Below are 24,683 nucleotides of genomic sequence, written 5' to 3'. Positions count from 1 at the left end.
TAAGCGGCTAATTAAATACAATTTTACCCTTTATAGGTAGTGTTTAGCGGATGGTTTGTTACACTTCGCGCGAATTGTTCAAGGTGTAAAATGATGAAATCCCCCGTCTGGTTATCTGATCCTAGTTATCGTAAGCGTTTGTTTGCACTGGCGTTGCCGATGATGCTGTCAAATGTCACTGTACCTCTGTTGGGCTTGGTGGATGCCGCTGTGCTAGGTCATCTCGATCATAGTTACTACCTAGCTGGCGTTTCGGTAGGGGCAATGCTGATCACCTTGGCATTTTGGTTGCTGGGTTTTTTACGCATGTCGACAACGGGGCTGGTGGCACAGGCTTTTGGGCGTAACGATGCCATGGCGATCAAACAAGTGCTGCTGCAATCTTTGGTGTTGGCCGGGGCTTTATCCGTGTTATTGCTAGTGCTGCAAAGTGTTATCTTAAACTTAGGGCTAATGTTGGCGGCGCCAAGTGAGCAAGTGGCGTTTTATGCACAGCAGTATTTTTCCATTCGCATTTGGAGTGCACCGGCAGCGTTAGCGAATTATGTCATCTTAGGTTGGCTACTCGGGATGCAAAATGCACGTGCGCCAATGTGGTTATTAATCATCACTAACCTCGTTAATATTTTGCTCGATCTATGGTTTGTTTTAGGCTTAGGTTGGCAAGTGCAAGGTGCGGCGGCAGCGTCAGTCATAGCTGATTATTTTGGTTTTGGGCTGGGCTTATATTTTGTGTTCCAGGCCATTAAGCCACATTGGCAGCCAGGTGATTTGTCAGCATTAATGAAAAAGATTTGGGTCAAGGTAAACTTTTTCCGTCTGATTGCTCTCAACCGAGATATTTTTTTACGTACCTTATGTGTGCAAATTTGTTTCTCATTTATGACCTTTTACGGCGCGCGTTTAGGTGATGATATTGTGGCTGCCAATGCGGTGTTATTAAACTTCTTACTTTTTATTTCTTTTGCCCTAGACGGTTTAGCTTATGCCATTGAAGCGCAGGTAGGTAAAGCGGTGGGACGACGTGACTCCGTTGAATTTAAGCGCTGCGTCAATGTGACTTTCTTTTACGCGTTACTATTTGCCATGTTGTTAATGGTTATTTTCGCTCTGTTTGGTGCCCATATTATCGCTTTAATTACCGATATTCCCAGCATTCAAACAACTGCAAATAATTACCTTATTTGGTTGGTATTTATTCCATTGACCTCAGTTTGGTGCTTTATTTTAGATGGCATTTTCATTGGTGCGACTCAAGCCAAAGCAATGCGAAACAGTATGGTGTTTGCAACACTGTGCTGTTTTTTTCCAGTGTGGTGGTTGGCAAAAGACTTTGGCAATCACAGCTTATGGATGGCAATGAATGCCTTTATGCTAGGTCGCGGGCTAAGTCTAGGTTATCTCTATTGTAGAATGCAGCGTAATAATCGTTTTTGGTCATTTAATGATATAGGTTGATTGAAATATCACTGATCTCCGTTACACTTGTGGTGATATTAATTTGACCTTGAGTGAAACTGTGAATGCGCTGAGAAAATGGCTCGGTTTAACTGGGCTAGCGGCAATATTAATAGGCTGTGGTAGCAAAGATATTGCTTATTATGAGACACACGTTGATGAAGCAAAGGGAAAACTGGTTGAGTGTAGTTATAATAATTTCTCCGCCAGTATGATACCGAGCGAACTTACTGACTTAATCTTCCAAGATAAAGAGTGTGAAGCGGCGAGAACAGCACGTCTTGCCGAAAAGCGTATTAAGCAGCAACAGTTACAACAACGAGATGATGGCCAGCGTCGCAATGAATACGAACTTCAAAAAGCTCAATTATTAGCGATGAGTTACTTGGCCTTTACTGAAATTGAAAGTTCTTGTGGTTGGGCTGATGTGAGTCTGATTTGTCAAGTGGCTCGTGATCTCCAAGACGATATGTTAGCCAACGAAGTAGCACGCCTGAAGCAAACCTATAGTGGGGTTGCGTTAGTTCAATTTAAAGCGGATGCGTGTCGTGGCGGCGCAACTTATGTTCAGGCTGCATGTAATGTGGCTGAAATTGCCCTTGGTCAGCAGCAAACCCAGCGCGTGTCCTATTATTTAGCCAATCAATCTGCATTTAAACAAGAGTACAACGCTTGTAGAATTGAGTTATTAGCTAATGATGCGATTGATGATAGTGACGCCATTGCGCAATATATGAATGGCGACCATCGATGTGCACTTGTTGCTAAAGCTGCTAACCTGATAGGTTTACATGATTTTTCACAGCCGCTTTAACCGTCGTTAAGTTAAACTGCGCCTGGATAACCTAGTTGACGCCAGCCTTCATAAACAAATACCGACACCGCATTAGATAAATTCATTGAGCGACTATTGGGGCTCATTGGGATCCGCAGCTTTTGCTCAACGGGTAAGCTATCTAAAATTTCAGGTGGTAGGCCGCGGGTTTCAGGGCCAAATAATAAAATATCACCATCTTTAAACTCACTATCACTATGAAAAGTTGTGGTTTTGGTGGTGCATGCAAACAGGCGTTTGTTGCCAACATAAGCTAGAAAATCTTCGTAACTGGCATGACGTGTAACATGAGTCATCTCATGATAATCAAGACCAGCACGGCGAACCTTTTTATCATCAAGATCAAATCCCAGCGGCTCTATTAGGTGCAATTTACAGCCAGTGTTGGCGCATAAACGAATGATATTTCCAGTATTCGGCGGGATTTCTGGTTGGTACAGGGCGACTTCTAACATGATGGTTACTCAATCAAGAACGAAACCGCAAGCATATCAAATAAATTCTACTTTTGCGGTATGATAGCGGCTGGTATTTACTGGTGGGATAGATATGAAAGACTTTAAATGGGTAGCACCGATTGTTATTTTAGTGAGTGCACTACCAATTACCTTGAATTTTGTGATTAATGGCTATTTTGAAAAACTAGATAATAAGCTAGCGGCCGAGAAGAAGCAGCGTGAAATTGCGCAGTACTATGAAAAAAAGGCGCGTATTGAATCGCGCCGTTTTGCGGAAAATATGTTTCCCGGTTTGGTTACACCTGGTTTACTCCATCTTGAGAGCGTTAACTAACCAAATGCATTGACTATCGGGGTTTTTAACCGAACAGTAGCCAAATGATAGTGCCCACCACCATAAGCTTAATTTTGGTTTTCCAGGAAGCCTTGTAGATCATTTGTGCCAAAGCAATCGGCATAAATAGTCCAATGAAAATATAATCTTTAGTGCTTAATTTAGTATCTTCTTCTGCTTCGGATTGTGGGTTTTGTTCTGGCGCGCTTTCTGCGTATTCTTGCTCCACTGGGCCGGTGACTTTTCTCGCTGGTTTTTGCGCGGCTTGTTGCTTTGGTGTCAACTCGAGTACTGGTTCGGGTTTTTCTGCTGGTTGCCACCAGTTTTCTCTTGGTGCTTCACCTAAGCCTGCCTTCACGCGCATCAAGCGTTTATTTAACTGAGTCACCTTGCTGGAGCGCGTTTTAACGCCATATTTTCGTTTAATATGTACTAATTGCTTTTGTAACGGGATGCCTTTTTGAGCGTCCAGCATGGCAACAAAGTTGGCGTAGCCTTCTAAGCTAGGAAACAATGCCCCTGGGCCCCATGATTTACCCTCGGGCCCGTATAAGTCTATTTGGTGTAAAATGGCGCGAAAGCGTTTTAGAGTTTTGCGATCCACCGATGCTTTTTCATTAACCACGACACCAGTGACTTCCTGTTTTTGATGGCGGCGCATGACCTTAGTTTTATCTGGATGTAATAAAAACCCTTCACTTGTAACAATTTGTTTTACTCGCCATAGCAAAGACTGCACTTTATTTGGTTCGTCGCTGGAAAAACTGAGATCGTCGGCATATCGGGTATAGGCAAAGCCTAGTTTTTCTGCCATTCCTGCTAGTCTAGCGTCCAAACGTCGGCACAAAATATTAGTGATGGCGGGGCTACAAGGCGCGCCTTGTGGCAAAGTTCTTGGCCCTTGGTCAATATGCCAAACTTGGCCGTCCATCGCCACCGCCTCGGTGTCCGGCTCGGTGGCCAATAAGGCAAACAGGGTGGCCAACTCTTCGCTGTATCCTTGTTTGCAAAATAGTCCCTTCACTCGAGCGTAATTGATACTAGGGAAAAAGTCTTTCAGGTCAAAGTTGACGACTACACCTTTGTTTATATGTGGTTGGGCATTGCTAAGTATGCTGCGCCCAGGTACAAAACCATGTGCGGCAGAGTGTAACTTAACGGGGGCGAGTACATTCTCTAGTAGCCAATATTGCGCTCGTTTTAGCCTAGGCATGGGGGCTGAAATATGCCGTTTACCACCTGTTTTCTTTTCAATGGCAAACTTTTTATAGTGGCTGGTTTGCGATACCTCTTTCTGGTAGCACAGAAACCTTAGCTCTCCGATACTGATACCCATTCCTTGGGCTAATGCTTGACTATCAGCAAAATAGGGCAGGCCTTGACTGGTTAATTTACTCTTATCGCTGATTTTTTCGCTTAAGCCCGCAGAAAAGTTTTCTCCCAAATAAGTAATTTCTTTTTGTTGTTTTTGATACCAATTGAGGGCATTTTCATAGCGAGTTTTATTTCTTGTCTGGCGCACTTGTTCGCGCTTTTCTAACGCGGCTTTTTTACGCTCTTGGTGTAGGTGCGCCAGCGCTTTTTCTGGATCACTATATAATTCATCCTGTGAACTTAACTCTCTCAGCTGAGCCATTAACTGAGCGCGTTTTTCAACAAATTCCTGAGTTAAATTGGGCTGTTCTTCGTCATTACGCCAAAAGCCTAAGCGTTTCATTTCGTCAAGTATGTATTCTTCTTTACTCGACTTTCGTATTTTATCGTAAATTTCTTGGCGGGTTAATTTTGTGCTTGATTCAGACATTACAAAAGCCTCCGGCGCGACCAATTTGGCTTAAGCGCTGGGTAAAAACATAAATAAGAAGCATTGATAAGAAGGGAAATAGCAACGCGGTGAAAGTTTCCTTCGAAGAGTTCTCAGTGCTAAGGCAATCAACTCGATGCCGTACGCCCCCTATATCACTCATTGGCTTCTTTGAAGCCATACTGCAATAGTGATATAGGGGGCTGTACGGCCCAGTTAAGATTGCATTAGCTACGCGTGGGTAGTCTTTGTGCCAGAATGGCGAAACACCATTCGAGATGCAAGGTTCTACAACCGCGTTGCTATGTAAATTGATTATATCTTTCAATTGTTTATCAATACAATATAATCTTGTGATCCAGTGCATGCTTTGCATATCAAAGGCTCCCATTCGACGTTTGTTGTCTAAGGGCTAGCATATGTTCACAGGGACCTTGGCGTAGTTTATTGCGATGCCAAAAGTGACAGTTACATTGGCCATCAACCAGTCTGTGATCTAAGTCGAGAGAAATAAAACTTTGGTGCTCGACGGCATTATCTAACACCTGACCGGCGATGTAGCGGCCGTTCTCGTTGAATTGGTCTTTCTGGATACTCACTAGGCCCGCATTAACAAAATTCAACGCTTTTTCTTCCCGCTCATTGTTAAATCTTAATTGCTCAAGTGGAATCGGCTCGTGGCATAAGTGGCGGATGCGGTAAACATCGAGCTCCATATCGTAAAGTACCTGACCATGCTGGCTGTATTGCGCTAAGGCTGATTTCACGGTATTGAGATCTAAACCCAGTTGTAAGGCAAGGCGGTTAGCACTTTGCTGCTGGCTCTCAAATAAGGCTTGGTAGACCTTTGCGCTGGTTTGACTATCAACCTCTGCTCTACTTGCCAACAGGTCAAAGTTTGCCATTTTCGACCAATCGTTGGCGCTCCAACCCGATAACCCTAAGGTAAAGCTCATCCCCCCTAGATCGGCAATGTAAAAAGAAGGCATGCCATCACCTAATAGACAAACTTCGAAATGACTGGCGATGGGTAATAAGCGCTCTAGAATATGTAGGCGTCTGCGCCCCCATACTCGGATACTTCTTGGTTCATCACCTTGATAAATGGAGCGTGGACAGAGTATTTCTTCCCCCCAAGGTTCCAATATTACTTTGATGGCTTGCCCCGGCGTCAATTCAAAGCGCATCGCTCTGGGGCCAACTCTTTCTTTTTTGGTGCGTAGTTTAAAGCAGATGTTGTACAAATCCATGGGTTGCATTTTAAGGCGTACCATAGGTAAGGTCATTGCTGAGCTAACTTGCAAAAAGCCTCGCACCCAAGAGTCGGGTAAGTCGATTTTTTTCTCAGCAAAATCTTGTTGACCAGACGTTGCTACTTTAAAGCCATCTGGATCTATTTTGAGTTGAGTGTCCCGGTAGTCGCGTATTTTTTGAAATTCGTTATACAGCCCCTCTGAATAGTCGATATTGGTGGTACCAAATTCAGTGTCACTGATGTTTTTAAATACCTCATAGCTGCAACTTAACTTGCCATAGCTGGACTCATCTTCAGAAAAACACTCAAAAAAAACTTGGTCAGGATGCACAGTGATCACTGGGTCTAACACATACCAAGCGTCGATGTCGTGCTTGTAAAGGTATTTAAAATATTGATTTTGAGCTTGGTAAAAAGGCGCCATGATTTTACTGGCCACTTTATTCATGGCCGCCAGCTCATCACGAACTTGGTTGAGTTGTTGTTTTACTTTGCCCTGCTTACTCACCAAATCAGCCAGTAGCGTTTGTTCTTGCTCGGTGAGCCAGCGCTGATATTCATCGCGATTTTTTGGTGTAAAGCGCATATCGGAAATCACCACTTGGTGCAGCGCAGACATGGCTTCACGGAACGCCAGCTTGTTTTTTAACTCGCCAACAAAAAATGTCGGCGGGCGTAGGGTGTCGGGTGAAAAAGACACTTGAGTATGTTGGCTATTACTGGCTACCTGACTTGTGCCCATATAACGATAATTTACTTGCATTTTTTATCCTTAAACAGGCGAATTGGATGATGTGGTGACGGTATTACCAAGCACTGAGATAGGGAGTGCCAAGTTGGGGTCTATTTTTCTTAATTGCAGCATAGCTTTGAGTAGCACCGCTTTGTCTTTTTGTACTTGCGTCAACGATAAACGAGTGAAAAGCGTGGCGACCATATTTAATACCGCCGTCGAACATTGCGCTTGCTGCTGCAAAAATGCCATTACTCTGTCTTTGGCTAAGCGTCCTCTGTTTACTCGGGTTAGCACACTGGTAAAGTAAGGCTGCAACTTGAGTAGGGTCGCCTCATCATTAGCGGCGTACTCGCTAAGTAAGTTGGTGACAAAAAGCTCTACGTTTTCACTCGGGTGCTGACTCAGTTTGATTAGGTAGTTTTTACCTTGGCTTTGCTCAAAAAAGGTCTGCAGTAGCTCTCGACCAAAAGTTTGAACCGATGGATTGTTGCTATCACAGACGGTGACAATTAAATCTGGTGACCAATGGTTTTGGTCCATTTCATTGCGGCAAAATGCAAATATGAAGGCTTGTACTTCTGGCCAATTACTTTCCAATAGGCTTAGAAAGTCCCCTTGGCTAGTTAAAAGCAATGATTTGTGAACCGATAAGTAGTTAATACAATACTGACGTATTGCTTGAGTAGGGCTTTGTGCCAGTTGTAGCCATTGCTTCAAGTGGTATGGCCAAGGCGCTGAGTTTAAATCACGGCTGTTAAGAGCAGTGACGGCAAGTAATTGAGCTTGGCTTGATTTAGCATTGAGCAATAGCCAGAGTTGATCTGCTGTAATTGTCGCCAGTTGCGGTTGCAGATTAAGGGTTATAAAGTTCTTTAGTTCAAGCTGTTGCTCATCCCCTAACTGATTACTGGCTAATTTTTGCAATATACCCTCGAAGATAGCTGCGGCATTTTTATTATTAGCGATAATCAGTTTCAGCAATAACTCTAAAGCTACCTCGCGCTCTTCTGGTGCGCCAGTAAAGCTAAGTTCAAGTAAGTTATCCAGTTGTGCGATGAGTTCGTGCGCATTTTGCTTTTTAAGTAGCAATAGGGCTCTGGCTCTGACGCCTACGTTTTCCGATTGATGTAAAGCGGCTAGCAGCTCAGGTGGAATATCGACATAGGAAATCGGGTGCTCAACTAATAGGCGGCAAGCGAAAACTTGCTGCGCTTCATGTTTTGCCATTGCCAACGGTTTGAGTATCGTGAAATCAAGGTGCTGTATTCCTTTGTTCATGCAGCGGATCAGCACAATGGCAAGCCACTTGGCATGACGTCGAGTCAAAGCATCATAGGGCTCCAAGCGGGTGCACAGTGAACTTACTATTTCTGTCTGCTCTACTTGGTTGAAGTCGGTTGGCTGTAACGTCTCTGCCAGCCACAGGTTAAGTTCCGCTTGTTCAATCATTAATAATGAACAGAGAAAGTCGAGCTGTGTAAGAAGACTTGGCTGTTGTTTCAATGCTGCTAAGGCGAAATGTTGAGCCTCAGCCATATTGCAGCTGATTAAAGCCAGAATCAGCTTTGGCTCTAATGGTCTGGTCTTAATTAAACTGAAAGCAAACTGCTGGCACTCGGGATAAGGGCGATTCAGTAAAGGGATTAATAGGTCTGTGCTTAACTGCTCACCAAAAGCGTGATTGTCAGCTAAGGCGGTGCTGGCAAAGGCCAAAACTGGTTGACATGTACTATTTTGCAACAGGGTGAGTAGGGCATCGGGGGCCTGATCCCATTGCTCAGGAAAGGCTTCCCCTCGTCCAGAGAATACTTGCTCGGGATGATAGCGCCAGCTTAAACCATTTTTGCTTTTACTAAAACTTGGATGATTGAGCCTGAGCAGGCCATTAAATGTTAAATATTTAGCAAATTCTTCATAGTGATTAACGGCGATTAATTGGCGTTGCCAGTTATCGTCATATTGAAAGATTTCAGACGTTTTCGCATTGTCACTATCGCTGTCATTAAATGCCAACAGAACTTGGGTGGCCATCACAACGAATGAGGGACTTTGGCTGATGCCCAACTGTTTGAGAACTCGCCAGCTGCGACGGCGTAGATAATTTCTTGTTGCCTTAGAGTAAGCTAAACGAGAGTTTGTTTTTTTAAGTTCTTCCTGGACATTAATACGACCATGGCGTGGATGGTAATAATAGCTCCAGTCTGCTGTAAAGTAATGCTTTTGCGTTTCAAAGCGATAGCTTAGTTGAGCAAATACGTCGGCATCTAATCTAAATTCAGACATTTTGAATAGGTAGCGCAGGCCCTTGAAGGTACCAGGCGCTAAGGGAATATCTTTTAACACACTCACTAGAGCGGAGTGAGTCGCACGGCAATATTGAGCTTGTAGGTAACAGTGTTTCAATAATGCGTTGGCATCGCCATGTTTGCTAGCTTGATCCAATTCAATAGTTAAACTTTCGACACTTTGTAGCAAAGGGTTATTCGCTACGCCAGCATCGCGTATTAAACTGAGGGCGGTGTTTTCGTCGCTTAAGGCGAGGCTCGCTTCAAGGGCTAAGGCGGCGAGATTTGGGTTTTTATGGCTTAAATAGGGGGCAATACTCGCTAGTTGGCTCTGATCGCCAATCCTGCCTATTGCCCACAGCAGGGAATAGTCTAGTTGCCAGTGATGACTACCAAGCAAAGTAACCAGATACTGAGCCACTTCACTGGATTGTTCTGGCGCTAAACGCCAAATTTGTCTGGCTTTTTGTTTAGGGTCTGACTCTTGCTGGATGCGAGAAAATAGGCTTGAAATGTGTTCTTGCTCTGTGACTTCGAGTCTCTCAAGTTGGTCGTAAGCGGCAGCATCTTGGCGATGCACATAACCTTTATTGGTTTTTGATACCACCACACTACTATAGGTTTTTTCTGCTCTTTCGCGTTCAATAGGTAAGGGGGTTTTGGAGCCCTCTCGCAAGGTTTGTCCGCTACGGCCATAACGAAAATTCACTAAAAACCGGCGCTCAGAGGCGCTGTTTAGCTCTACTAAGTCGACTTCATAAACCTTATCAGAATTAGCTTGCTGGTAAACTAATCGGGCTTTTTTAATCAGCTTCATTATAATGACCTTGCTGCTAGAGAATCAAAACGAAGTCAAGATAGCATGTTTTTAAATGAATTTAATATTGAAAAACAGGGCTTTATTATCTAGTTCACAAATGTAGGAACTATCCAGCGGGGTGGAGGAACAAAATGCTAGCTGAGCTAAAACTAAGATGGGATAAAACATTGTCTGGTTATGGGGATGCTCTTTTGTTGGCAACTGGATTTGAGCGTCTGATCCAGCATTATCAAGAGCCGCACCGTTACTATCATAACTTAACTCACATTGACGCTTGTTTAACCCAACTTGAGCAAATCGAAAATCAACTCGATGATCCTTTAAGTCTGGCGCTAGCCATTTGGTTTCATGATGTTATTTATGACCCGCGCAAGAGTAATAATGAAGAAGCGAGTGCTGATTTAGCCTGTGCTTATTTGACTCAATGTGGTTGTGCACAAGAGATAATTGCCAAGGTGCGCCATTTGATCTTATTAACGCAGCACCCCAGTCAGCCAGTAACGAAAGACGAAGAAATACTGATTGATGTCGATTTATCAATTTTAGGTGCCGAGCCTGAAGTGTATGATCAATATGAGCTAGCGATACGGCAGGAGTATCAGCATGTGCCAAGCATATTATATAAAATAGGCCGTAAAAAATTGCTGCGTTCTTTTTTGGCTCGGCCCCAAATATACCTTTCAGCATCATTCTATTGTGAGCGAGAACAAATCGCGCGAGCGAACCTGCAACGCGCGATAGATAATTTATAGCCAAGTTGAAATCTGCTTAACGGCCATATTTGGTTAGAGTGGTAAGCTTAAGGTCACTTTTAGCCCTGAGTTTACATTTTCCGCCATCACACTGCCGCCGTGTTTATGCATGGCATTGTCACAAATCGCCAGCCCTAAACCTGTGCCGCCTGATTCTCGATCGCGTGCTTGGGAAACTCGATAGAAGGGCCTGAATATCTGCCCTAGTTCTGTTTCGGGGACACCGGGGCCATCGTCTTGAATACTGATTTCTAGCTTGTCTCGATGTTGGGTAATGGTTAGGTTGATGCTGGTGTCGGCATAGCTGATGGCGTTGCGGATCACGTTTTCAATGGCGCTGGATAAGAGCGCGGGGTACGCTTGTAACTCCAGTGCGGGCGGTGTGTCATAGGTAAAGGTTTTCCCTGTTTGCTCGGCTTCAAACTGGGCGTCATCCAATAACGCTTCTAACAAACTGTCCAAGCGGATCGTTTGTACTTCCTGTGGCTGAAATTGACTACGTGACAAGCCTAATAGATCGCTGATCATTTGTTCGAGTCGGTCTGCCTCAATATCAATGCGGCCTAATTCACTTGACTCGCCCTGATGCTTGCGGGTGATCGCTAACGCCAAGCGTAAACGTGTTAAGGGTGAACGTAATTCATGGGAGATATCACTCAATAACCGCTGCTGACTTGAGATCATCGTTTTGAGAGATAACACCATACGATCCATGCTATTGGCGAGCTGGCCGATTTCGTCTCGACGCGATAGTTGGGGAATGCTGGTTTCCAATTCGCCTTTGGCGATTTTATGGGAAGCACTTTGTAACTGGCGTAGTGGCGATGTGAGGTGCCAAGCTAACAGTAAGCAAATAGGCGTACTGACCAGTAATGAGATAAAAATAAGTAAGCCGGGGTTGTCTAACAACCATCGCAGCATGATACGGTCACTTTGCCCACGCATGTTTTTATGGGCGTACAATAATAGCGGCTGGCCATTGTAAATAAATTGTACCGGACCCAATACAATACCGTCATGGCGTTGCCACATTTGTGGCCGAGTGATGCTCTCACTTTCGATAGCAAAGCGGCGTACAGCCTTGGGGGCTTCATTGTTGACAAAGCTTCCATCTTGTTCGAGAGCATAGAATTTAAAACCACTTTTATGACGAAAAGTTTTTAGTGCATAACCTAGTCCGCGCTCAGGATGACGACCTAAGCGAATAACTAAGTTTTGACTGGTTTTGTTTAACAGCTCAATGCCAAACGAATCTACGGGTTGTAAATGACTTTCATCGAGACGTGGCAACGTCACTAGGATGGCGACTAAAAGCAGGATCAGTAGCCAAAACCCAGCAAAAATTTTAAAAAATAAGCTGTTTATCGGTAGCGTCATATTAAGCCTCGCCGCCTTCTAGCCAGATATAGCCTCGCCCGCGCAGGGTGCGTACGCGATCTTGACCATCCAGGCGCTCAGGTAATTTGCGGCGTAAATTACTCAGGTGCATGTCAATACTGCGGTCAAAGGGCATCAGTTTTTTACCGAGCACTCGCTCGCTCAAATCGGCTTTAGATATCACTTGGCCAGGGTGCTCGATAAACTCTTGCAGCAGTAAAAATTCGGTACCGGTTAGGTCGATATTTTGTTGCTGGCAAATAGCCGTTTGTTTGCCGGGATAAACTTCAATATCTAGGTGGCTAATACATGTGGCGTTGAGCTGACTACTTGGCTCAGGTGCTTTGTTGGCGGTGCGGCGTAAAATCGCCTTGATACGAGCAACTAGCTCGCGGTCACTAAAGGGTTTAGCTAAGTAATCATCGGCGCCCATTTCCAGCCCAAGGACACGGTCTATTTCTTCGCCTTTGGCGGTTAACATTAGCACTGGCTGCTGGCTGGTTTGGCGCAGCTGTTTTAAGGTGTCAAAGCCATTTAATTTCGGCATCATGACATCAAGTAAAATAAGGTCGTAACTTTGTCGCAATGCTTTTTCTAAGCCTGCCTCTCCGTCATGGGCGAGTTCGGTCTCAAATCCCTCAAGACTTAGAAACTCTTTTAGCAGTGCCGCCAGCTCGCGATCATCGTCGATCAATAACAGTCGATACATGGTTTCTCTCCTATCTATGATGTATACCCAATCAACTTGAAGATGCATGTTTCAGAGCGCCACCGTGTTTTCAATACTAGGCATGCTAATGCAGGAATGTAGGCACCTTTCAAATTAGCATAACAACGTAGTGGAAACACGGCGGCGCTCCCAAAGGGCAAGTTTTACACGCGTTTATGCTGTGTTATTGATTTTGATAAGGGGAAGCCATTACCTGTAATCAATGCCTTGCCTAAACGCGTGTAAAATCTTGCTGAAATCAAGCCTCTCCAGGTTGATTGGGTATAAAGCATACCTTGCTTGCATTTAACCGCCTGTTGCCTTTACTTACTTTTACACTCTAATGACGTTACTTTTCGTTGCATTGATTACACTTATCATCGTCAATTAAATGAGGAAACAAACATGAAAAAGTGGATTAAGATTGCAGCATTAAGCCTAGCGCTACCGTTAAGTTTATCTGTTAATGCGAAGGCGATGGACGGTATGCAAGGGCACCGCGGTGGTATGAAAAACATTATTTCACAGCTTGATTTAACGCAACAGCAAAAGCAAGACGTGAATAACATTATGCAGCAGGCTAAAGGCAATATGGACAGACAAAGCCGTCAAACACAGCGGGCTGAACATCAAGCCGAACGCTTGGCTTTATTAAGCAACGAAACATTTGATGAAGAAAAAGCGCGTGCGATGATCGCTAGCCACCAACAACAAATGTCGGAACGAAAGCTGGCGATGCTGAAAATTCAACATCAAGTTTATCAAGTTCTCACGCCTGAACAGCGCGTTAAATTTGCCGAGTTAATGACGCAAGGGAAAGGACGTGGCAGTAAGCGTCAATAAGGGTATAATTTTGCGCAACTTGGTTTAACGAACTTGGATTATTGTGCAGCACTCTGAATATTCAAAACTAGTCACTATCGCAGGGTGGGCGGCCGCAGGGACGGCCACTTTATTGATCATTACGAAACTGGTTGCTTGGTTTTTTACCGATTCAACCAGTATCTTAGCCTCGCTTACAGACTCTTTAATGGATGTCGCAGCATCAATCATTAACCTTATTGCAATTAAAGTGGCGTTAACGCCTGCCGATGAAGAGCATAAATTTGGTCATGGTAAGGCCGAAAGTTTAGCTGGATTAGCGCAAGCTGCATTTATTTCAGGTAGCGCTTGTTTACTCATTTTGGGTGGTTTTAATGCCCTAATAAAAGGGCACCCTGTACAAGAACCAGGGTTTGGTATCTGGGTCATGGTATTTTCTATTGTGGTGACCTTGCTGTTAGTGGCATTTCAAACCATGGTGGTGCGTAAAACGGGTAGTGTTGCGATTAAAGCTGATTCTTTGCATTACAAATCAGATATCTTTATGAATGCTGCAGTGTTAATTGCGTTGGCTCTTGCCGCTATCGGTTTTAACTGGGCTGATGGGGTCTTTGCCATGGGTGTGGGGGGCTATATTCTTTATGGCGCTTGGCAAATAGGTAAAGAGTCGGTAGATGCATTGATGGATAAAAGACTCTCACCAGAGGATGAGGCCAAGGTGATTGCATTGGCTTATGACAACCCGCAAGTGCTCGGTGTACATGATTTAAGAACGCGCCAGTCTGGAAGTACTAAGTTTATTCAGTTACATTTGGAACTAGAAGATCATTTATCCCTTTATGATGCTCATGAAGTGGCCGACAAATTGGAAGCGCAACTTGATAAAGCGTTTATCCAAGCCGATATTATTATCCACCTTGATCCTATCTCTGTGGTTAAGCCGGGCAACCGCTTGGCTCGTGCCTAGTCGCTGCTGGTTCATCAAGGCAACATAGTTAATTTAAGCAAGGTAGGTACATGGACGCACTGCAACAGCAAACGTGGCAACGGATCCGCGACGAAGCAACGCAAATGGCACAAGACGAGCCAATGTTGGCGAGCTTTTTCTACTCCACTATTTTAAACCACGACACGCTCTTGGCCGCGTTAAGCTTTCAATTGGCTAATCGGTTGGACAGTCCCACCATGCCGGCCATCTTAATTCGTGAAATTATAGAGTCAGCATTTACTTCTGATGTCTCCATTCTTAATTCTGTTATGGCCGATATCATTGCCGTACAAGAGCGCGATCCGGCGGTGGAATATTTCTCAACACCATTGCTTTATTTAAAAGGTTTTCATGCTATTCAAGGGCACCGTGTTGCCCATTGGCTATGGCATCAAAACCGCCGTCCAATGGCCATGTATATTCAAAGCCAAATTGCGGTCGTGTTTGGTGTTGATGTGCACCCAGCGGCGCGTATCGGCAAAGGTATTATGTTTGATCATGCCACTGGTATTGTGGTGGGTGAAACGGCGGTGATAGAAGATGATGTGTCGATTTTACAAAGTGTGACTTTAGGCGGAACGGGTAAAGAATGCGGTGATCGTCACCCTAAAATCCGCGAAGGAGTGATGATAGGGGCGGGCGCTAAAGTGCTTGGTAATATCGAAGTTGGTAAAGGCGCGAAAGTAGGCGCAGGAAGCGTAGTTCTAAGAGATGTGCCACCTCATACCACAGTTACTGGGGTACCGGCTAAGGTGGTCGGCGTTCCAGGTTGCGAAAAACCTTCATTAGATATGAGTCAAAACCTATAATTCCTGTCTAAATCTAAGCGACTTCAATATTTATGCCTGTGTCATTTCATATTGAAGTCGTAAGGTGAGCAAAGGACTCGGCTGGTTTTATGCTTTGACAAATTCAAAGCGAGGGATCTCTTCCCCGGCAATAACGACATTTTCAATAAACATTTCATAAGGCCTAACCCATAATTCGGCTTCGCCGTACAGTGGACGATATAACACCATCCATTGTTCGGTTTCACTATGAATGGCAAGGTCTATTACTTGGTACTGGCTGCCTTTATAATGTTGATAGGTGCCCGTTTTGAGTATAGGTTTCATTTTATTCCTTAATTCGCTTTATCTTGAAGTCAGCTTGGGACTATTTTATCCTAGTTTTTTAACGCAAGGCCTTGCAAGGCTTGAATAACCTTAATCTAAAGCTTATGCTCAGTCACATTAAGCGATGGGTGTCATTCTCAAGGATTTAAAAATATGTCTTTCGAAGTATTAGAACAGTTAGAAGCTAAAGTGCAAAGTGCCGTTGATACCATTTCAATTTTGCAAATGGAAATTGAAGAGTTAAAGCAAACCAATGTTAGCTTGAGTGAGCAAAATGAGCAGCTACAAGGTGAGCACCAGCTATGGCAAGATCGTTTGCGCACGCTACTAGGTAAAATGGATCAAATGGAGCAAGCTAACTAAGTTAGTCGCTTTATTTGCACCTTTAACAGGGTGCTAACAAAAAGCCCAAACTGTTGCGCAGTTTGGGCTTTTTGTTAGGGATTAATTTGGTATTTACTCGATATCTAATGGCTCAGGCGAAAGAATAATGCCTGTGCTATCGGCATATAGGTGATCTTCAGGTAAGAAGCTAACTCCGCCAAAATTAACCGGTACATCGACTTCGCCAATTAAGGTGTCATCTGCGCCGACAGGGATAGAAGCCAATGCTTGAATACCCACTTCAAATTCTTCTATGGCATCAACGTCGCGTACAGCGCCGTAAACCACTAAACCTTCCCACTCATTTTCTGCGGCTAGCTCAGCTAAATCGGCATCAATTAAAGCGCGGCGCAATGAACCACCGCCATCAATAAGTAATACTTTACCGATGCCAGATTCTTGCAGTGCTTGGCGTATTAAGCCATTAGACTCAAAGCACTTGATGGTTGTGATTTCGCCGCCAAAAGAATGTCTACCACCAAAATTGGCAAACATAGGTTCCACTACATCAATGGTATCGGCATAGGTGTCGCAAAGCTCTGAAGTATTGTATTCCATTGTATTTCACCTTACTAAAATGACAGTGGTGGCGACCAAACTAATTGAATTACTTTGTTTTGTCTCCGCGTAAATCCCACTCAGTATATACCCAAAGCCAGTTCCGGTGCGAGTATCTCAGTGAATTTATTAGCTAAAACTTTATCTCATAGAAATGACAGTTTAAGGTCACTGCGACTGGGGTTTATTGGTCTTTTGTTATTTTTACAACCAACGTAGCTCTGTTTGATTCAATTAGTACTCCCGCACCTTAGATGGGAAGGGCTGTAAAATTGATGAATGTGTTATTGCTCACATTTTCATTTTAGTGGCTATACTTTAAACAGTGTCAACCCGAACTAATGGATAAAGCAATGAAACAGGATCTCGAAAAAGTGAATTCATCGGTCACTGATAGCCGTCGTAAGTTTCTAATTCGTGGTGGTAAAATGGGGGTGGGTTTGCCACTCATGTCCAGCTTTTTCAGTCGCTCTGCAATGGGTTCGGGTACTTGCTTTACTGCCAGCACCGCCCACTCCCTTGCTCCTTCTACGGCTCGTAAGCCCGATAATTGCATCGCTTCAGGCCGAAGCCCAGGTTATTACAAGTCTCATGTTGAAGCAAAACCGGGTGATGAGTGGAATTTAGGTTGGCCAAAATATTCAACCGTGTCAGTTTACAGTGGTGCGGAAAATAAAATACCTATGACCAACGGAAGTCCTGGGCCTAATGGCTTAAAAGGCTCGGGCATGATTACGAAAGAGGCTCGAGAATGGTTTGAAGGTCGGCTGGCTGATGCCGCCCCCTTGCAGTCCGTGACGCCGTTAACGCTATTAGGTGAAATTAGTTGTTTTAGTGGTTCAGGGCTGGCCTCACTCCCGATCATGGAAGTGCTTTGGCAGCATGAGGGAACAGAAGAATTTATCGGTATCGCTACCTACTTTAATGTGGTTCATGTACTGAATAATCCGGGCTTAGAGTATCCCATCGACTATGACTTTGCTTGTGAATTAATCGAGGCAATGATTGCAGGTAATGATGATGATTATAACTTGCCAGATTTTGCCCATGGCTCGATTAAGGACTTTTTAGACGCGCTTTATGTCTGAATTGTTACCCGCGCAATGGGTCTACCATGTTGTAGAGCCATTGGATTGGCGCTTATTTGGCGATGAGCTAGTGGTGTTTAATCCCATGGACAATGGTTTACATATTATGCCGGCAGGTCTTTTGCCTTTGTTAAGTTGCTTTGCTTCATCCAATGGCGTTTCTGCTGCTGCGCTACTTGAAACGTATCGGTCTTTACATTTACCTGACAACAGCACTGCCAGTTTAGATGAAGTATTAAATAGGTGGCTGGCCCTTAATTTAATTAGCTGTCGTGCGTTACATTAAACGACTAAATATTTGTATAGCCTTGAAGATGAGTGGTTGAGCGATAGACGGATAATTGCAAAATAAATTTACAGATTATTTGAACATTTAGGTGGCAAGGATGCTGAAATTAGCTGCATACCCAGAGCAAGTGCGAGCCGCATTAAAGCAACAAGGATTGTTCTTGTCGCTGCCGCCTTTTGTTATTCAAGTTCGCTGTTCCAGTAATGCCTTAGCTGACTACTTTACCCGCATTTATGCTAATCATGAATTTTTCCCTCAGCCACAGGTGGCTAGCTTTAATATTGAATTAAAGCATGAGCGTGGTTTACGACGTTGGCTCAAACCACAAATTCGCTTTTATCAAAATGAGCATGCGCCGTTTTATTCAATGCCTGAATCCCATGCGCCAATATTGTGGGAATGGGGGCTTAATTATTGTATTGCCGCCAAGTATCACGCTTGCTTGACCATACACGCCGCAGTAGTGGCTAAAAATGGTGAGGCTTTAGTGATACCTGCGCCGCCAGGCTCAGGCAAGAGCACCTTGTGCGCCTTGCTGTGTAGCCATGGTTGGCAATTGTTATCTGATGAATTTGCCTTGATTGATTTGTCATCGCAGCAAGTGCAAGCGTTGCCACGGCCAATTAGCTTAAAAAACCAATCAATTGATGTGTTGCGAGAGTATGTTGAAAAAACGCAAAGTCATGGCCGTTTCTCGGCTGAGTTTTTAGGCACAAGTAAAGGGCGAGTCGCCTTGTATTCAGTGCCAAGTGAGCAGCTGGCCCAAAATCAGCAAAGCTATCCAATTAAGCGAGTACTCTTCCCTCGCTATTGCCAAGGCCTGCATTGTGAAGTGACGCCCATTTCTCCCGCGCAATGTTTAATGCAGTTGGCCGACAATAGCTTTAATTTTGCGGTACTGGGTCAAGCTGCATTTATCTGTTTAGCTGAGGTGGTTGCATCCAGTCATGCTTACAGCGTTGATTATGGAAACTTTAATGCTTTGCTCGCGCAATTGGACACCTTGCCATGAGTGCTGTAACGGACAAATATCACGATCCACTAATGTGCTTATTACGTACGCCAGATTTAGCTCAGGGCTTCACGCCTGAACAATGGAATTTGGCATTAGGTCAAGCCGAACAGGCGCAATTGATGGGCGTTTTAGCCAGTCAGTATCAGTCATCTTTAAGCCGTTTGCCTGAGATTGTTCAGCAGCGTTTGGCATGGGCCAATAGCTTGGTTGAGCATCAACAACGTTCGGTCAAAATGGCTTTGTTGCAGCTATTTGATGCTCTTGGTATGTATTCTCCCATGTTACTGAAAGGGGCTGCCTATCAAGTGGCGGGTACGCCCAATGTGGCAGGGCGAATGATGGCGGATATCGATATTCTAATCCCCAAGCAGCACCTACAAAAAGCAGAGCAAAGCCTGTGGCTTCATGGCTGGGATAATCGCGGTAAAACACCCTACGACGAGAAATATTATCGTGCTTGGATGCATGAGTTACCGCCTTTTGTGCACCAAAAAACAGGTATAGTGCTCGATCTCCATCATCACTGGTTGCCTAGTAGTTGTCGTTGGCAATTTGACATTAATGAGGTATTTAAAAAAGCTAGCTTCTGCGCGGGCTCACCATTTTTAATCCCTGATATTAAAGATCTCTGTATCCACAGTGCTATCCATTTACTAACCAGTGGTGAGGGAGATAAAGGTTGGCGAGATTTACGGGATCTGTATTTGTTAAGTGAATTGACGCAGCGAGAACATTTACTTGCGCGCGCGGAACAGTTCGGGTTATTTAAACCAGTGACAAAGGTATTACTACTGGCTGAGCAGTTATTTGGTCAAGAGCCGGTTTCACCCACGGTTTCATGGTCGCTAAAAGCCATGTTGCCGGCGCATTCTAGTTATCAATCTTGGCAAACCAGTGGGGCTAAAATGCGCTTTTATTGCCAAGCACATTTGTTGCGTATGCCCCTGCCTTTATTGTTACCCCATTTGATGCGTAAAGCGGCAGCGCGCTATGCAAAAGCTTAGCTGTTTTACACCGGCCAAGGTCAACATGTGCCACCACGATAGCAGGCAAGAGAGGCGAAGACAGCTTATGCCTAAGGTGCTGATATGGCATTTTTGAGTTATCTGTCAGCGGGACTGGCCTACTTATTTTTTGCTGCTTTATTGCTGGCAGCCAAGGTGAAATCGAACTCGGGTAAGTTACTACTACTGGTATGTTTTGTTGGCGTACTTTGGTCGCTGCAAGTATTACTGTATTTTGAGCTGACTTGGGGTGAGTTGACCGATTTTTTATTACTTGATGGTTTGCGCAGCGTCAGTTGGTTGATATTTATTATTTGTTTGATGGAGCCTGAGGCGCCCATTGGTAAGCAACTCATGCGCTCGTCGTGGTTTTGGCTTAGCTTGGTTATATTAGCAGGTTTAACCTACAACCTATTGCTTAACCCACTCATGTCTCCGTTATGGAGCTATTACCTAAATATTTTTTTAGTGGTGCAAGTGTTAGTGCATTTAGAGCGGGTCTATCGGCACCTGACCATGGAACATCGCTGGCGATTAAAGCCGTTAGTATTGTATCTAGGCTTAATTTTTGGCTTTGATTTCTTCTTTTATGCACAAGCTGCGTTATTTGCTGAGTTTGATACTGAATTTTGGCAAGCGCGCGGTTTTGTGCATTTCCTCACTTTGCCTATGTTGGTTATTGCTACCCGTAGAACCACGCATTGGTCGGCGCGGATTTATGTATCACGAGATGTGGTTTTTCATAGTAGCTTGATGATGCTAGCAGGTTTGTATTTATTATTGATGGCATTAGTTGGCTACTATATCAAATACATGGGAGGGGAATGGGGCCGCGCGATACAGTTGTTGTTTGCTGTAGTTGCTTTACTCATGTTGGCCGTGGTGTTTTTCTCGGAATCCTTTCGGCAAAAGGTAAAGGTCTTTATTGCGAAGCACTTTTTTGCCAATCGTTATGAATATCGCGACGAATGGCTATCGTTAACCCAAGATTTAATGGAGCAAACAGAGCAAAGTTCGCCTTATCAACATGCTTTAACCATTATGCTTAAGCGACTGAGTGCTGATACTGGTTTCATTTATCAAACCCAAGGTAAACAGGTGACTAAAATGGCGCAAAGTGATTCAGCTCGAGCGCTACCAAGTAATGCAGTCGCGCCTTTGGTCGAGTATTTTAAGCAGCATAATTGGCTCATTGACTTAGTTGAGCTACGTAACTCGCCGCAACGTTATCCTGATTTAGTGGTGCCACCTGCTTTGATCAATCAGAGCCAAGTTTGGTTAGTGGTACCCGCTTTCTACCAACAGGAGTTGATTGGTATTATGTTAATTGGCCCTTCGCGAGCGCTGCGTCAGTTAAATTGGGAAGACCGTGACTATATTAAAGTGATTGCTAAGCAGTTGGCTCATTACTTGGTGCTGCATCAAGCGCATAGTGAGCTAGCAGAGGCAAAGCAGTTTCAAGCTTTTAACCAGATGTCAGCGTTTTTGGTACATGACTTAAAAAATACCTTAGCTCAACTTTCTTTAATTGTTTCCAATGCTGAAAAGCATAAAACGAATCCAGAGTTTATTGATGACAGCTTGCTCACCATCGACAACGCAGTGCAGCGGATTTCTCGGGTGGTTGATCACTTCCGTCCGAATGAACATCAACCGAGTTGTTTAGCTGCAGTATCTTTAAGGGAGTTATTAAAGCGAGTATGTCATGAGCGGTCGCATGTGATGCCGGTGCCGTCATTGCTGGTTGAGCATGATGTTACCTTATATACCGATGCCACACGGCTGCAAGAAGTATTGCTTCATCTGGTGCAAAACGCGCAAGAGGCTACCAGTGAGCAGGGCGAGGTAAGTTTAAGCTTACAGGTAAGCGACAGCATGGTTGATATTCATATACAGGATACGGGCTGTGGCATGGATGATGACTTTATTCGCCAGCGACTTTTTACCCCCTTTGACACCACTAAAGGTAATGCAGGGATGGGGATCGGCGTTTATGAGGCTCGGCAGTTTGCTATGGTTAATCAAGGGCAGCTAACTGTGTCTAGCGAGGTGGGCGTTGGAAGCCACTTTACTTTGTCTTTACCACTGCCTGAGCAAACGAATCAATAAGGAGTCGCAATGAGTACAGATAAGCCTTTACTGCTGGTGGTAGAAGATGACTTAGGCATTCAAAAGCAGCTGAAATGGAGTTTAGACGAATTTGAACTGGTCTTTGCGCAAGATAGAGCCAGTGCCATTAAGCAGTTGCGCCGTTATGAACCGAAAGTGGTGACTCTTGATCTAGGCCTGCCGCCTGACAGTGCCAATGCTACCGAAGGTTTAGCGACCCTATCAGAAATTTTAACCCTTAGTCCTTTGACGAAAGTGATAGTGGTAACGGGCAGTGATGATAAAGCCCATGCTATCGAAGCGGTTCGATTGGGCGCTTACGACTTTTATCATAAGCCTATTGCTGCTGACACGTTAAACATTATTCTCCATAGGGCATACTGGCTTTATGAGTTAGAAGAGGCTAATCAACAGTTTAGTCAGATAAATGTGCGTTTGGCTCGAATCATTGGTGATAGTCCTGAAATTCAAAAACTGTGTCGTGTGGTTGAAAAAATAGCACCGACCGAGTTGACGACTTTGATTCTAGGCGAAAGTGGCACCGGTAAAGAGGTGTTTGCTCGTGCGATCCACGAGTGTAGTTTGCGCCATGATGCGCCTTTTGTTGCGATTAATTGTGCCTCGATTCCTGACAATTTATTGGAAAGTGAATTATTTGGTTACGAGCGAGGAGCCTTTACTGGCGCCCATAAAAAAACACCCGGTAAAATAGAATGCGCGCAAGGCGGTACGTTATTTCTGGACGAAATTGGTGATATGCCGTTAGCTCTACAAGCAAAAATGCTACGTTTTTTACAAGAGCGTGTGATTGAGCCTGTTGGTAGTCGTCAAGAAATTGAAGTTGATGTACGAGTGGTGTGCGCGACCAATAAAGATGTGTTGGCAATGGCTCAGCAGCAGCTATTTCGTGAAGATTTGTATTACCGTGTCAGTGAAATGACCTTGACCTTACCACCGTTAAGGGAGCGGGGAGGGGACGTGTTGCTATTAGCGCGGGCCTTTTTAGTTAACATAAATAAAGAACTTGGCTGTCATGTTAAGGGTTTTGATGATAAAGCCCTACAGGCTTTATACCATTACCATTGGCCAGGTAATATTCGTGAACTACAGAATAAAATTAAGTCTGCTGTGATCATGGCTGAAACGTCGCGTATTAGCGACAGTGACCTGTTGTTATGTCAACCTAGGGAAGCTGCGATAACTTTGTTTAACTTGCGTGAGGTGCGTGAGGAGGCTGAAAGCCATGCTATTGTCGAGGCCTTGAGCTACAGCGGTCACAATATTTCCAAAACCGCGGAATTGCTAGGCGTCACTCGGCCAACCTTATATGCTTTGATGGAAAAATATGCCTTGTCTAGCAATAAAGACAATTCTGATGTGTCGGCAGCTACTTCTTCGAGTTGAACTCAGATACGATTGATTATATACAAAAAAGCCGGCGAGAGCCGGCTTGTAAATTCAATGAAATAAAGATTAGTCGTTTACTAATTTCATTTCTTGAATAATTTCATGTGCGATTTCAGGTGTGGTTGAAACAGGTTTAGTGTGACGATCTGCTTTCAATTGGCCTTTGCGATGAGTTAACGCGGCATCAAGTTTTTTAACGGCGTTAGCGATAGCAGGATAAAGTGTTTCTGCTGTACCACGAGCGGATATTTGTGCCCCTTCATAAGTCGTGCTGACTTCTAGATTAGATTCCGCGTGTTGCTCGGAAACAATAACGTTTAGTGTAATGATGCTGGGAAAATGTGAAGCGATCTTGGCAAACTTTTCTTCTAAATGCGTGATGATGTTATCAGTGATTTTAGTGTTGTGGCCTGTAACATTTATTTTCATATGAAGTCCCTCTTCACTGTGATAGTTGGTTACTTGATACTTCTAGTAACACATTGTTTTTAGGGTCGCTTTCAGTTTATTTAAATAAGAAAAAACCTAAAGGTAAAAATAATTAAACTGATAGGTACTTATCTATATAAGGCTTTGGCGGCCGACTTTCAAGGTACAGTTTGAGCTAAATGGTTAAGTTGACGAAATAGTTGTGAACCAATGTGCAATTTTTATTACAACTCGCAATCAATGATCTCATAGTTGAGAGATTGCTCGGTTAATTTACTGACATTGTCAAAACCGGCGGCTGTGGCTTTATTATTATCTTGGCTGGCTATTTCATGAAGGTGGATCCCGGTGCCACCAGCCCCGCACATAGAAATAACGGCTAAGTCCGCAATGTGTGCGCAATGAGATGTAATAACGTTTATTCCGACTTCTGTTAGAAGGCTTCTTGTCATATCTAAGCTCATCGCAGGCGTTTCACATTGAACATAGCCATCAGAGATATAAACTAAGGAGGTGGAACTCGGTGTGGTATTGCAAGCGCTCACCGATAAGGTTGCAAAAATGACTGCGAAAGAAGTGATTATTTTGCTCAATGACGAATCCTTATTGGTTTAACTGTATAAGGTTTGCTGCACAAATTTGATTCATTGCG

Annotated in this window: 24 protein-coding genes; 14 read left to right on the top strand and 10 right to left on the bottom strand. The window is 44.1% G+C overall.

What is annotated here, in order from left to right; all coding sequences use genetic code 11:
- Positions 1-90: 90 nt before the first annotated feature.
- Both dinF and K1M91_RS06760 read left to right on the top strand, forming a co-directional pair.
- Complete coding sequence (gene dinF, locus K1M91_RS06765; protein ID WP_232800867.1) at positions 91-1,458, top strand: MATE family efflux transporter DinF; 1,368 nt, start codon at positions 91-93, stop codon at positions 1,456-1,458.
- A 43-nt stretch (positions 1,459-1,501) separates the two neighbouring features.
- Positions 1,502-2,272, top strand: a complete 771-nt coding sequence (locus tag K1M91_RS06760; protein WP_232800865.1) for a hypothetical protein — start codon at positions 1,502-1,504, stop codon at positions 2,270-2,272.
- Positions 2,273-2,283: 11 nt separating this feature from the next.
- Here the strand turns inward: K1M91_RS06760 and trmL are convergent, their stop codons facing one another.
- Entirely contained in the window at positions 2,284-2,748 is a 465-nt protein-coding gene (gene trmL, locus K1M91_RS06755) for a tRNA (uridine(34)/cytosine(34)/5-carboxymethylaminomethyluridine(34)-2'-O)-methyltransferase TrmL (RefSeq protein WP_232800863.1), read from the bottom strand.
- Between the two features lie 94 nt (positions 2,749-2,842).
- Between trmL and K1M91_RS06750 the strand changes: the two genes are divergently transcribed.
- A complete protein-coding gene (locus K1M91_RS06750) occupies positions 2,843-3,085 on the top strand; it encodes a hypothetical protein (RefSeq protein WP_232800861.1) in 243 nt (80 codons plus the stop codon).
- A gap of 25 nt (positions 3,086-3,110) precedes the next feature.
- On the opposite strand, the gene K1M91_RS06745 is transcribed toward K1M91_RS06750, so the two are convergent.
- From K1M91_RS06745 to K1M91_RS06735, 3 genes are all read right to left on the bottom strand, one after another.
- Positions 3,111-4,889 (bottom strand): reverse transcriptase family protein, encoded by a 1,779-nt coding sequence (locus K1M91_RS06745; RefSeq protein WP_232800859.1) that lies wholly within the window; start codon positions 4,887-4,889, stop codon positions 3,111-3,113.
- Between the two features lie 377 nt (positions 4,890-5,266).
- Positions 5,267-6,907: an SWIM zinc finger family protein gene (locus tag K1M91_RS06740; protein WP_232800857.1), complete on the bottom strand. Its 1,641-nt coding sequence runs from the start codon at positions 6,905-6,907 to the stop codon at positions 5,267-5,269.
- A gap of 9 nt (positions 6,908-6,916) precedes the next feature.
- Entirely contained in the window at positions 6,917-9,982 is a 3,066-nt protein-coding gene (locus K1M91_RS06735) for a hypothetical protein (RefSeq protein WP_232800856.1), read from the bottom strand.
- A 134-nt stretch (positions 9,983-10,116) separates the two neighbouring features.
- Here K1M91_RS06735 and K1M91_RS06730 point away from each other — a divergent pair, with 134 nt between their 5' ends.
- Positions 10,117-10,737, top strand: coding sequence for a hypothetical protein (locus K1M91_RS06730; protein WP_232800854.1), 621 nt, complete (start codon positions 10,117-10,119; stop codon positions 10,735-10,737).
- 33 nt (positions 10,738-10,770) lie between these two features.
- Here the strand turns inward: K1M91_RS06730 and K1M91_RS06725 are convergent, their stop codons facing one another.
- Together K1M91_RS06725 and K1M91_RS06720 are read right to left on the bottom strand one after the other, a co-directional pair.
- Positions 10,771-12,114: an ATP-binding protein gene (locus K1M91_RS06725; protein WP_232800852.1), complete on the bottom strand. Its 1,344-nt coding sequence runs from the start codon at positions 12,112-12,114 to the stop codon at positions 10,771-10,773.
- A gap of 1 nt (position 12,115) precedes the next feature.
- Entirely contained in the window at positions 12,116-12,823 is a 708-nt protein-coding gene (locus K1M91_RS06720; RefSeq protein WP_232800850.1) for a response regulator, read from the bottom strand.
- A gap of 405 nt (positions 12,824-13,228) precedes the next feature.
- On the opposite strand from K1M91_RS06720, the gene K1M91_RS06715 reads away from it, so the two are divergent.
- The 3 genes from K1M91_RS06715 to cysE are packed head-to-tail and all read left to right on the top strand — an operon-like array spanning position 13,229 to position 15,442.
- Positions 13,229-13,666: a Spy/CpxP family protein refolding chaperone gene (locus K1M91_RS06715; RefSeq protein ID WP_232800848.1), complete on the top strand. Its 438-nt coding sequence runs from the start codon at positions 13,229-13,231 to the stop codon at positions 13,664-13,666.
- A gap of 43 nt (positions 13,667-13,709) precedes the next feature.
- The gene (locus K1M91_RS06710; RefSeq protein WP_232800846.1) at positions 13,710-14,612 is read left to right on the top strand and encodes a cation diffusion facilitator family transporter; all 903 of its coding nucleotides are present in this window, start codon (positions 13,710-13,712) and stop codon (positions 14,610-14,612) included.
- 50 nt (positions 14,613-14,662) lie between these two features.
- Positions 14,663-15,442 (top strand): serine O-acetyltransferase, encoded by a 780-nt coding sequence (gene cysE, locus K1M91_RS06705; protein ID WP_232800844.1) that lies wholly within the window; start codon positions 14,663-14,665, stop codon positions 15,440-15,442.
- An 87-nt stretch (positions 15,443-15,529) separates the two neighbouring features.
- Here the strand turns inward: cysE and K1M91_RS06700 are convergent, their stop codons facing one another.
- A complete protein-coding gene (locus K1M91_RS06700) occupies positions 15,530-15,748 on the bottom strand; it encodes a DUF1653 domain-containing protein (protein WP_232800842.1) in 219 nt (72 codons plus the stop codon).
- A gap of 153 nt (positions 15,749-15,901) precedes the next feature.
- On the opposite strand from K1M91_RS06700, the gene K1M91_RS06695 reads away from it, so the two are divergent.
- Positions 15,902-16,111 carry a cell division protein ZapB gene (locus K1M91_RS06695; RefSeq protein WP_232800840.1) on the top strand — a complete coding sequence of 70 codons (210 nt, stop codon included), beginning with the start codon at positions 15,902-15,904 and terminating at the stop codon, positions 16,109-16,111.
- 93 nt (positions 16,112-16,204) lie between these two features.
- On the opposite strand, the gene rraA is transcribed toward K1M91_RS06695, so the two are convergent.
- A complete protein-coding gene (rraA, locus tag K1M91_RS06690) occupies positions 16,205-16,690 on the bottom strand; it encodes a ribonuclease E activity regulator RraA (protein ID WP_232800838.1) in 486 nt (161 codons plus the stop codon).
- 353 nt (positions 16,691-17,043) lie between these two features.
- Here rraA and K1M91_RS06685 point away from each other — a divergent pair, with 353 nt between their 5' ends.
- From K1M91_RS06685 to prsR, 6 genes are all read left to right on the top strand, one after another.
- Complete coding sequence (locus K1M91_RS06685; RefSeq protein ID WP_232800837.1) at positions 17,044-17,778, top strand: hypothetical protein; 735 nt, start codon at positions 17,044-17,046, stop codon at positions 17,776-17,778.
- Entirely contained in the window at positions 17,771-18,064 is a 294-nt protein-coding gene (locus K1M91_RS06680; protein ID WP_232800836.1) for a hypothetical protein, read from the top strand. Before K1M91_RS06685 ends, K1M91_RS06680 begins: the two co-directional genes overlap by 8 nt.
- 100 nt (positions 18,065-18,164) lie before the next feature.
- Positions 18,165-19,079 (top strand): HprK-related kinase A, encoded by a 915-nt coding sequence (locus K1M91_RS06675; protein ID WP_232800835.1) that lies wholly within the window; start codon positions 18,165-18,167, stop codon positions 19,077-19,079.
- The gene (locus tag K1M91_RS06670) at positions 19,076-20,086 is read left to right on the top strand and encodes a nucleotidyltransferase family protein (protein WP_232800834.1); all 1,011 of its coding nucleotides are present in this window, start codon (positions 19,076-19,078) and stop codon (positions 20,084-20,086) included. Before K1M91_RS06675 ends, K1M91_RS06670 begins: the two co-directional genes overlap by 4 nt.
- A gap of 84 nt (positions 20,087-20,170) precedes the next feature.
- On the top strand, positions 20,171-22,195 hold the full coding sequence (gene prsK / locus K1M91_RS06665) for an XrtA/PEP-CTERM system histidine kinase PrsK (protein WP_232800833.1): 2,025 nt from the start codon (positions 20,171-20,173) through the stop codon (positions 22,193-22,195).
- Positions 22,196-22,204: 9 nt separating this feature from the next.
- Positions 22,205-23,599: a PEP-CTERM-box response regulator transcription factor gene (gene prsR / locus K1M91_RS06660; protein WP_232800832.1), complete on the top strand. Its 1,395-nt coding sequence runs from the start codon at positions 22,205-22,207 to the stop codon at positions 23,597-23,599.
- A 69-nt stretch (positions 23,600-23,668) separates the two neighbouring features.
- On the opposite strand, the gene raiA is transcribed toward prsR, so the two are convergent.
- Positions 23,669-24,031 (bottom strand): ribosome-associated translation inhibitor RaiA, encoded by a 363-nt coding sequence (raiA, locus tag K1M91_RS06655; RefSeq protein WP_232800829.1) that lies wholly within the window; start codon positions 24,029-24,031, stop codon positions 23,669-23,671.
- 224 nt (positions 24,032-24,255) lie between these two features.
- Entirely contained in the window at positions 24,256-24,624 is a 369-nt protein-coding gene (locus tag K1M91_RS06650) for a hypothetical protein (RefSeq protein ID WP_232800828.1), read from the bottom strand.
- Between the last annotated feature and the right edge of the window lie 59 nt (positions 24,625-24,683).

It is taken from the genome of Motilimonas sp. E26 (genome assembly GCF_021278025.1).
In the GTDB taxonomy this organism is placed as follows: Bacteria; Pseudomonadota; Gammaproteobacteria; order Enterobacterales; family CBDFNC01; genus Motilimonas.
Note: the sequence above shows the minus strand (reverse complement) of the source record. Positions and strands in the feature narration are given on the sequence as shown.

Coding starts and splice junctions, on each gene's coding strand:
- K1M91_RS06730 (WP_232800854.1), top strand. CDS start 10,117: ATGCTAGCTGAGCTAAAACTAAGATGGGATAAAACATTGTCTGGTTAT.
- K1M91_RS06740 (WP_232800857.1), bottom strand. CDS start 6,907: ATGCAAGTAAATTATCGTTATATGGGCACAAGTCAGGTAGCCAGTAAT.
- prsR (WP_232800832.1), top strand. CDS start 22,205: ATGAGTACAGATAAGCCTTTACTGCTGGTGGTAGAAGATGACTTAGGC.
- dinF (WP_232800867.1), top strand. CDS start 91: ATGATGAAATCCCCCGTCTGGTTATCTGATCCTAGTTATCGTAAGCGT.
- K1M91_RS06735 (WP_232800856.1), bottom strand. CDS start 9,982: ATGAAGCTGATTAAAAAAGCCCGATTAGTTTACCAGCAAGCTAATTCT.
- raiA (WP_232800829.1), bottom strand. CDS start 24,031: ATGAAAATAAATGTTACAGGCCACAACACTAAAATCACTGATAACATC.
- K1M91_RS06715 (WP_232800848.1), top strand. CDS start 13,229: ATGAAAAAGTGGATTAAGATTGCAGCATTAAGCCTAGCGCTACCGTTA.
- K1M91_RS06700 (WP_232800842.1), bottom strand. CDS start 15,748: ATGAAACCTATACTCAAAACGGGCACCTATCAACATTATAAAGGCAGC.
- K1M91_RS06685 (WP_232800837.1), top strand. CDS start 17,044: ATGAAACAGGATCTCGAAAAAGTGAATTCATCGGTCACTGATAGCCGT.
- K1M91_RS06750 (WP_232800861.1), top strand. CDS start 2,843: ATGAAAGACTTTAAATGGGTAGCACCGATTGTTATTTTAGTGAGTGCA.
- K1M91_RS06670 (WP_232800834.1), top strand. CDS start 19,076: ATGAGTGCTGTAACGGACAAATATCACGATCCACTAATGTGCTTATTA.
- K1M91_RS06720 (WP_232800850.1), bottom strand. CDS start 12,823: ATGTATCGACTGTTATTGATCGACGATGATCGCGAGCTGGCGGCACTG.
- prsK (WP_232800833.1), top strand. CDS start 20,171: ATGGCATTTTTGAGTTATCTGTCAGCGGGACTGGCCTACTTATTTTTT.
- rraA (WP_232800838.1), bottom strand. CDS start 16,690: ATGGAATACAATACTTCAGAGCTTTGCGACACCTATGCCGATACCATT.
- K1M91_RS06680 (WP_232800836.1), top strand. CDS start 17,771: ATGTCTGAATTGTTACCCGCGCAATGGGTCTACCATGTTGTAGAGCCA.
- K1M91_RS06695 (WP_232800840.1), top strand. CDS start 15,902: ATGTCTTTCGAAGTATTAGAACAGTTAGAAGCTAAAGTGCAAAGTGCC.
- K1M91_RS06745 (WP_232800859.1), bottom strand. CDS start 4,889: ATGTCTGAATCAAGCACAAAATTAACCCGCCAAGAAATTTACGATAAA.
- cysE (WP_232800844.1), top strand. CDS start 14,663: ATGGACGCACTGCAACAGCAAACGTGGCAACGGATCCGCGACGAAGCA.
- K1M91_RS06675 (WP_232800835.1), top strand. CDS start 18,165: ATGCTGAAATTAGCTGCATACCCAGAGCAAGTGCGAGCCGCATTAAAG.
- K1M91_RS06725 (WP_232800852.1), bottom strand. CDS start 12,114: ATGACGCTACCGATAAACAGCTTATTTTTTAAAATTTTTGCTGGGTTT.
- trmL (WP_232800863.1), bottom strand. CDS start 2,748: ATGTTAGAAGTCGCCCTGTACCAACCAGAAATCCCGCCGAATACTGGA.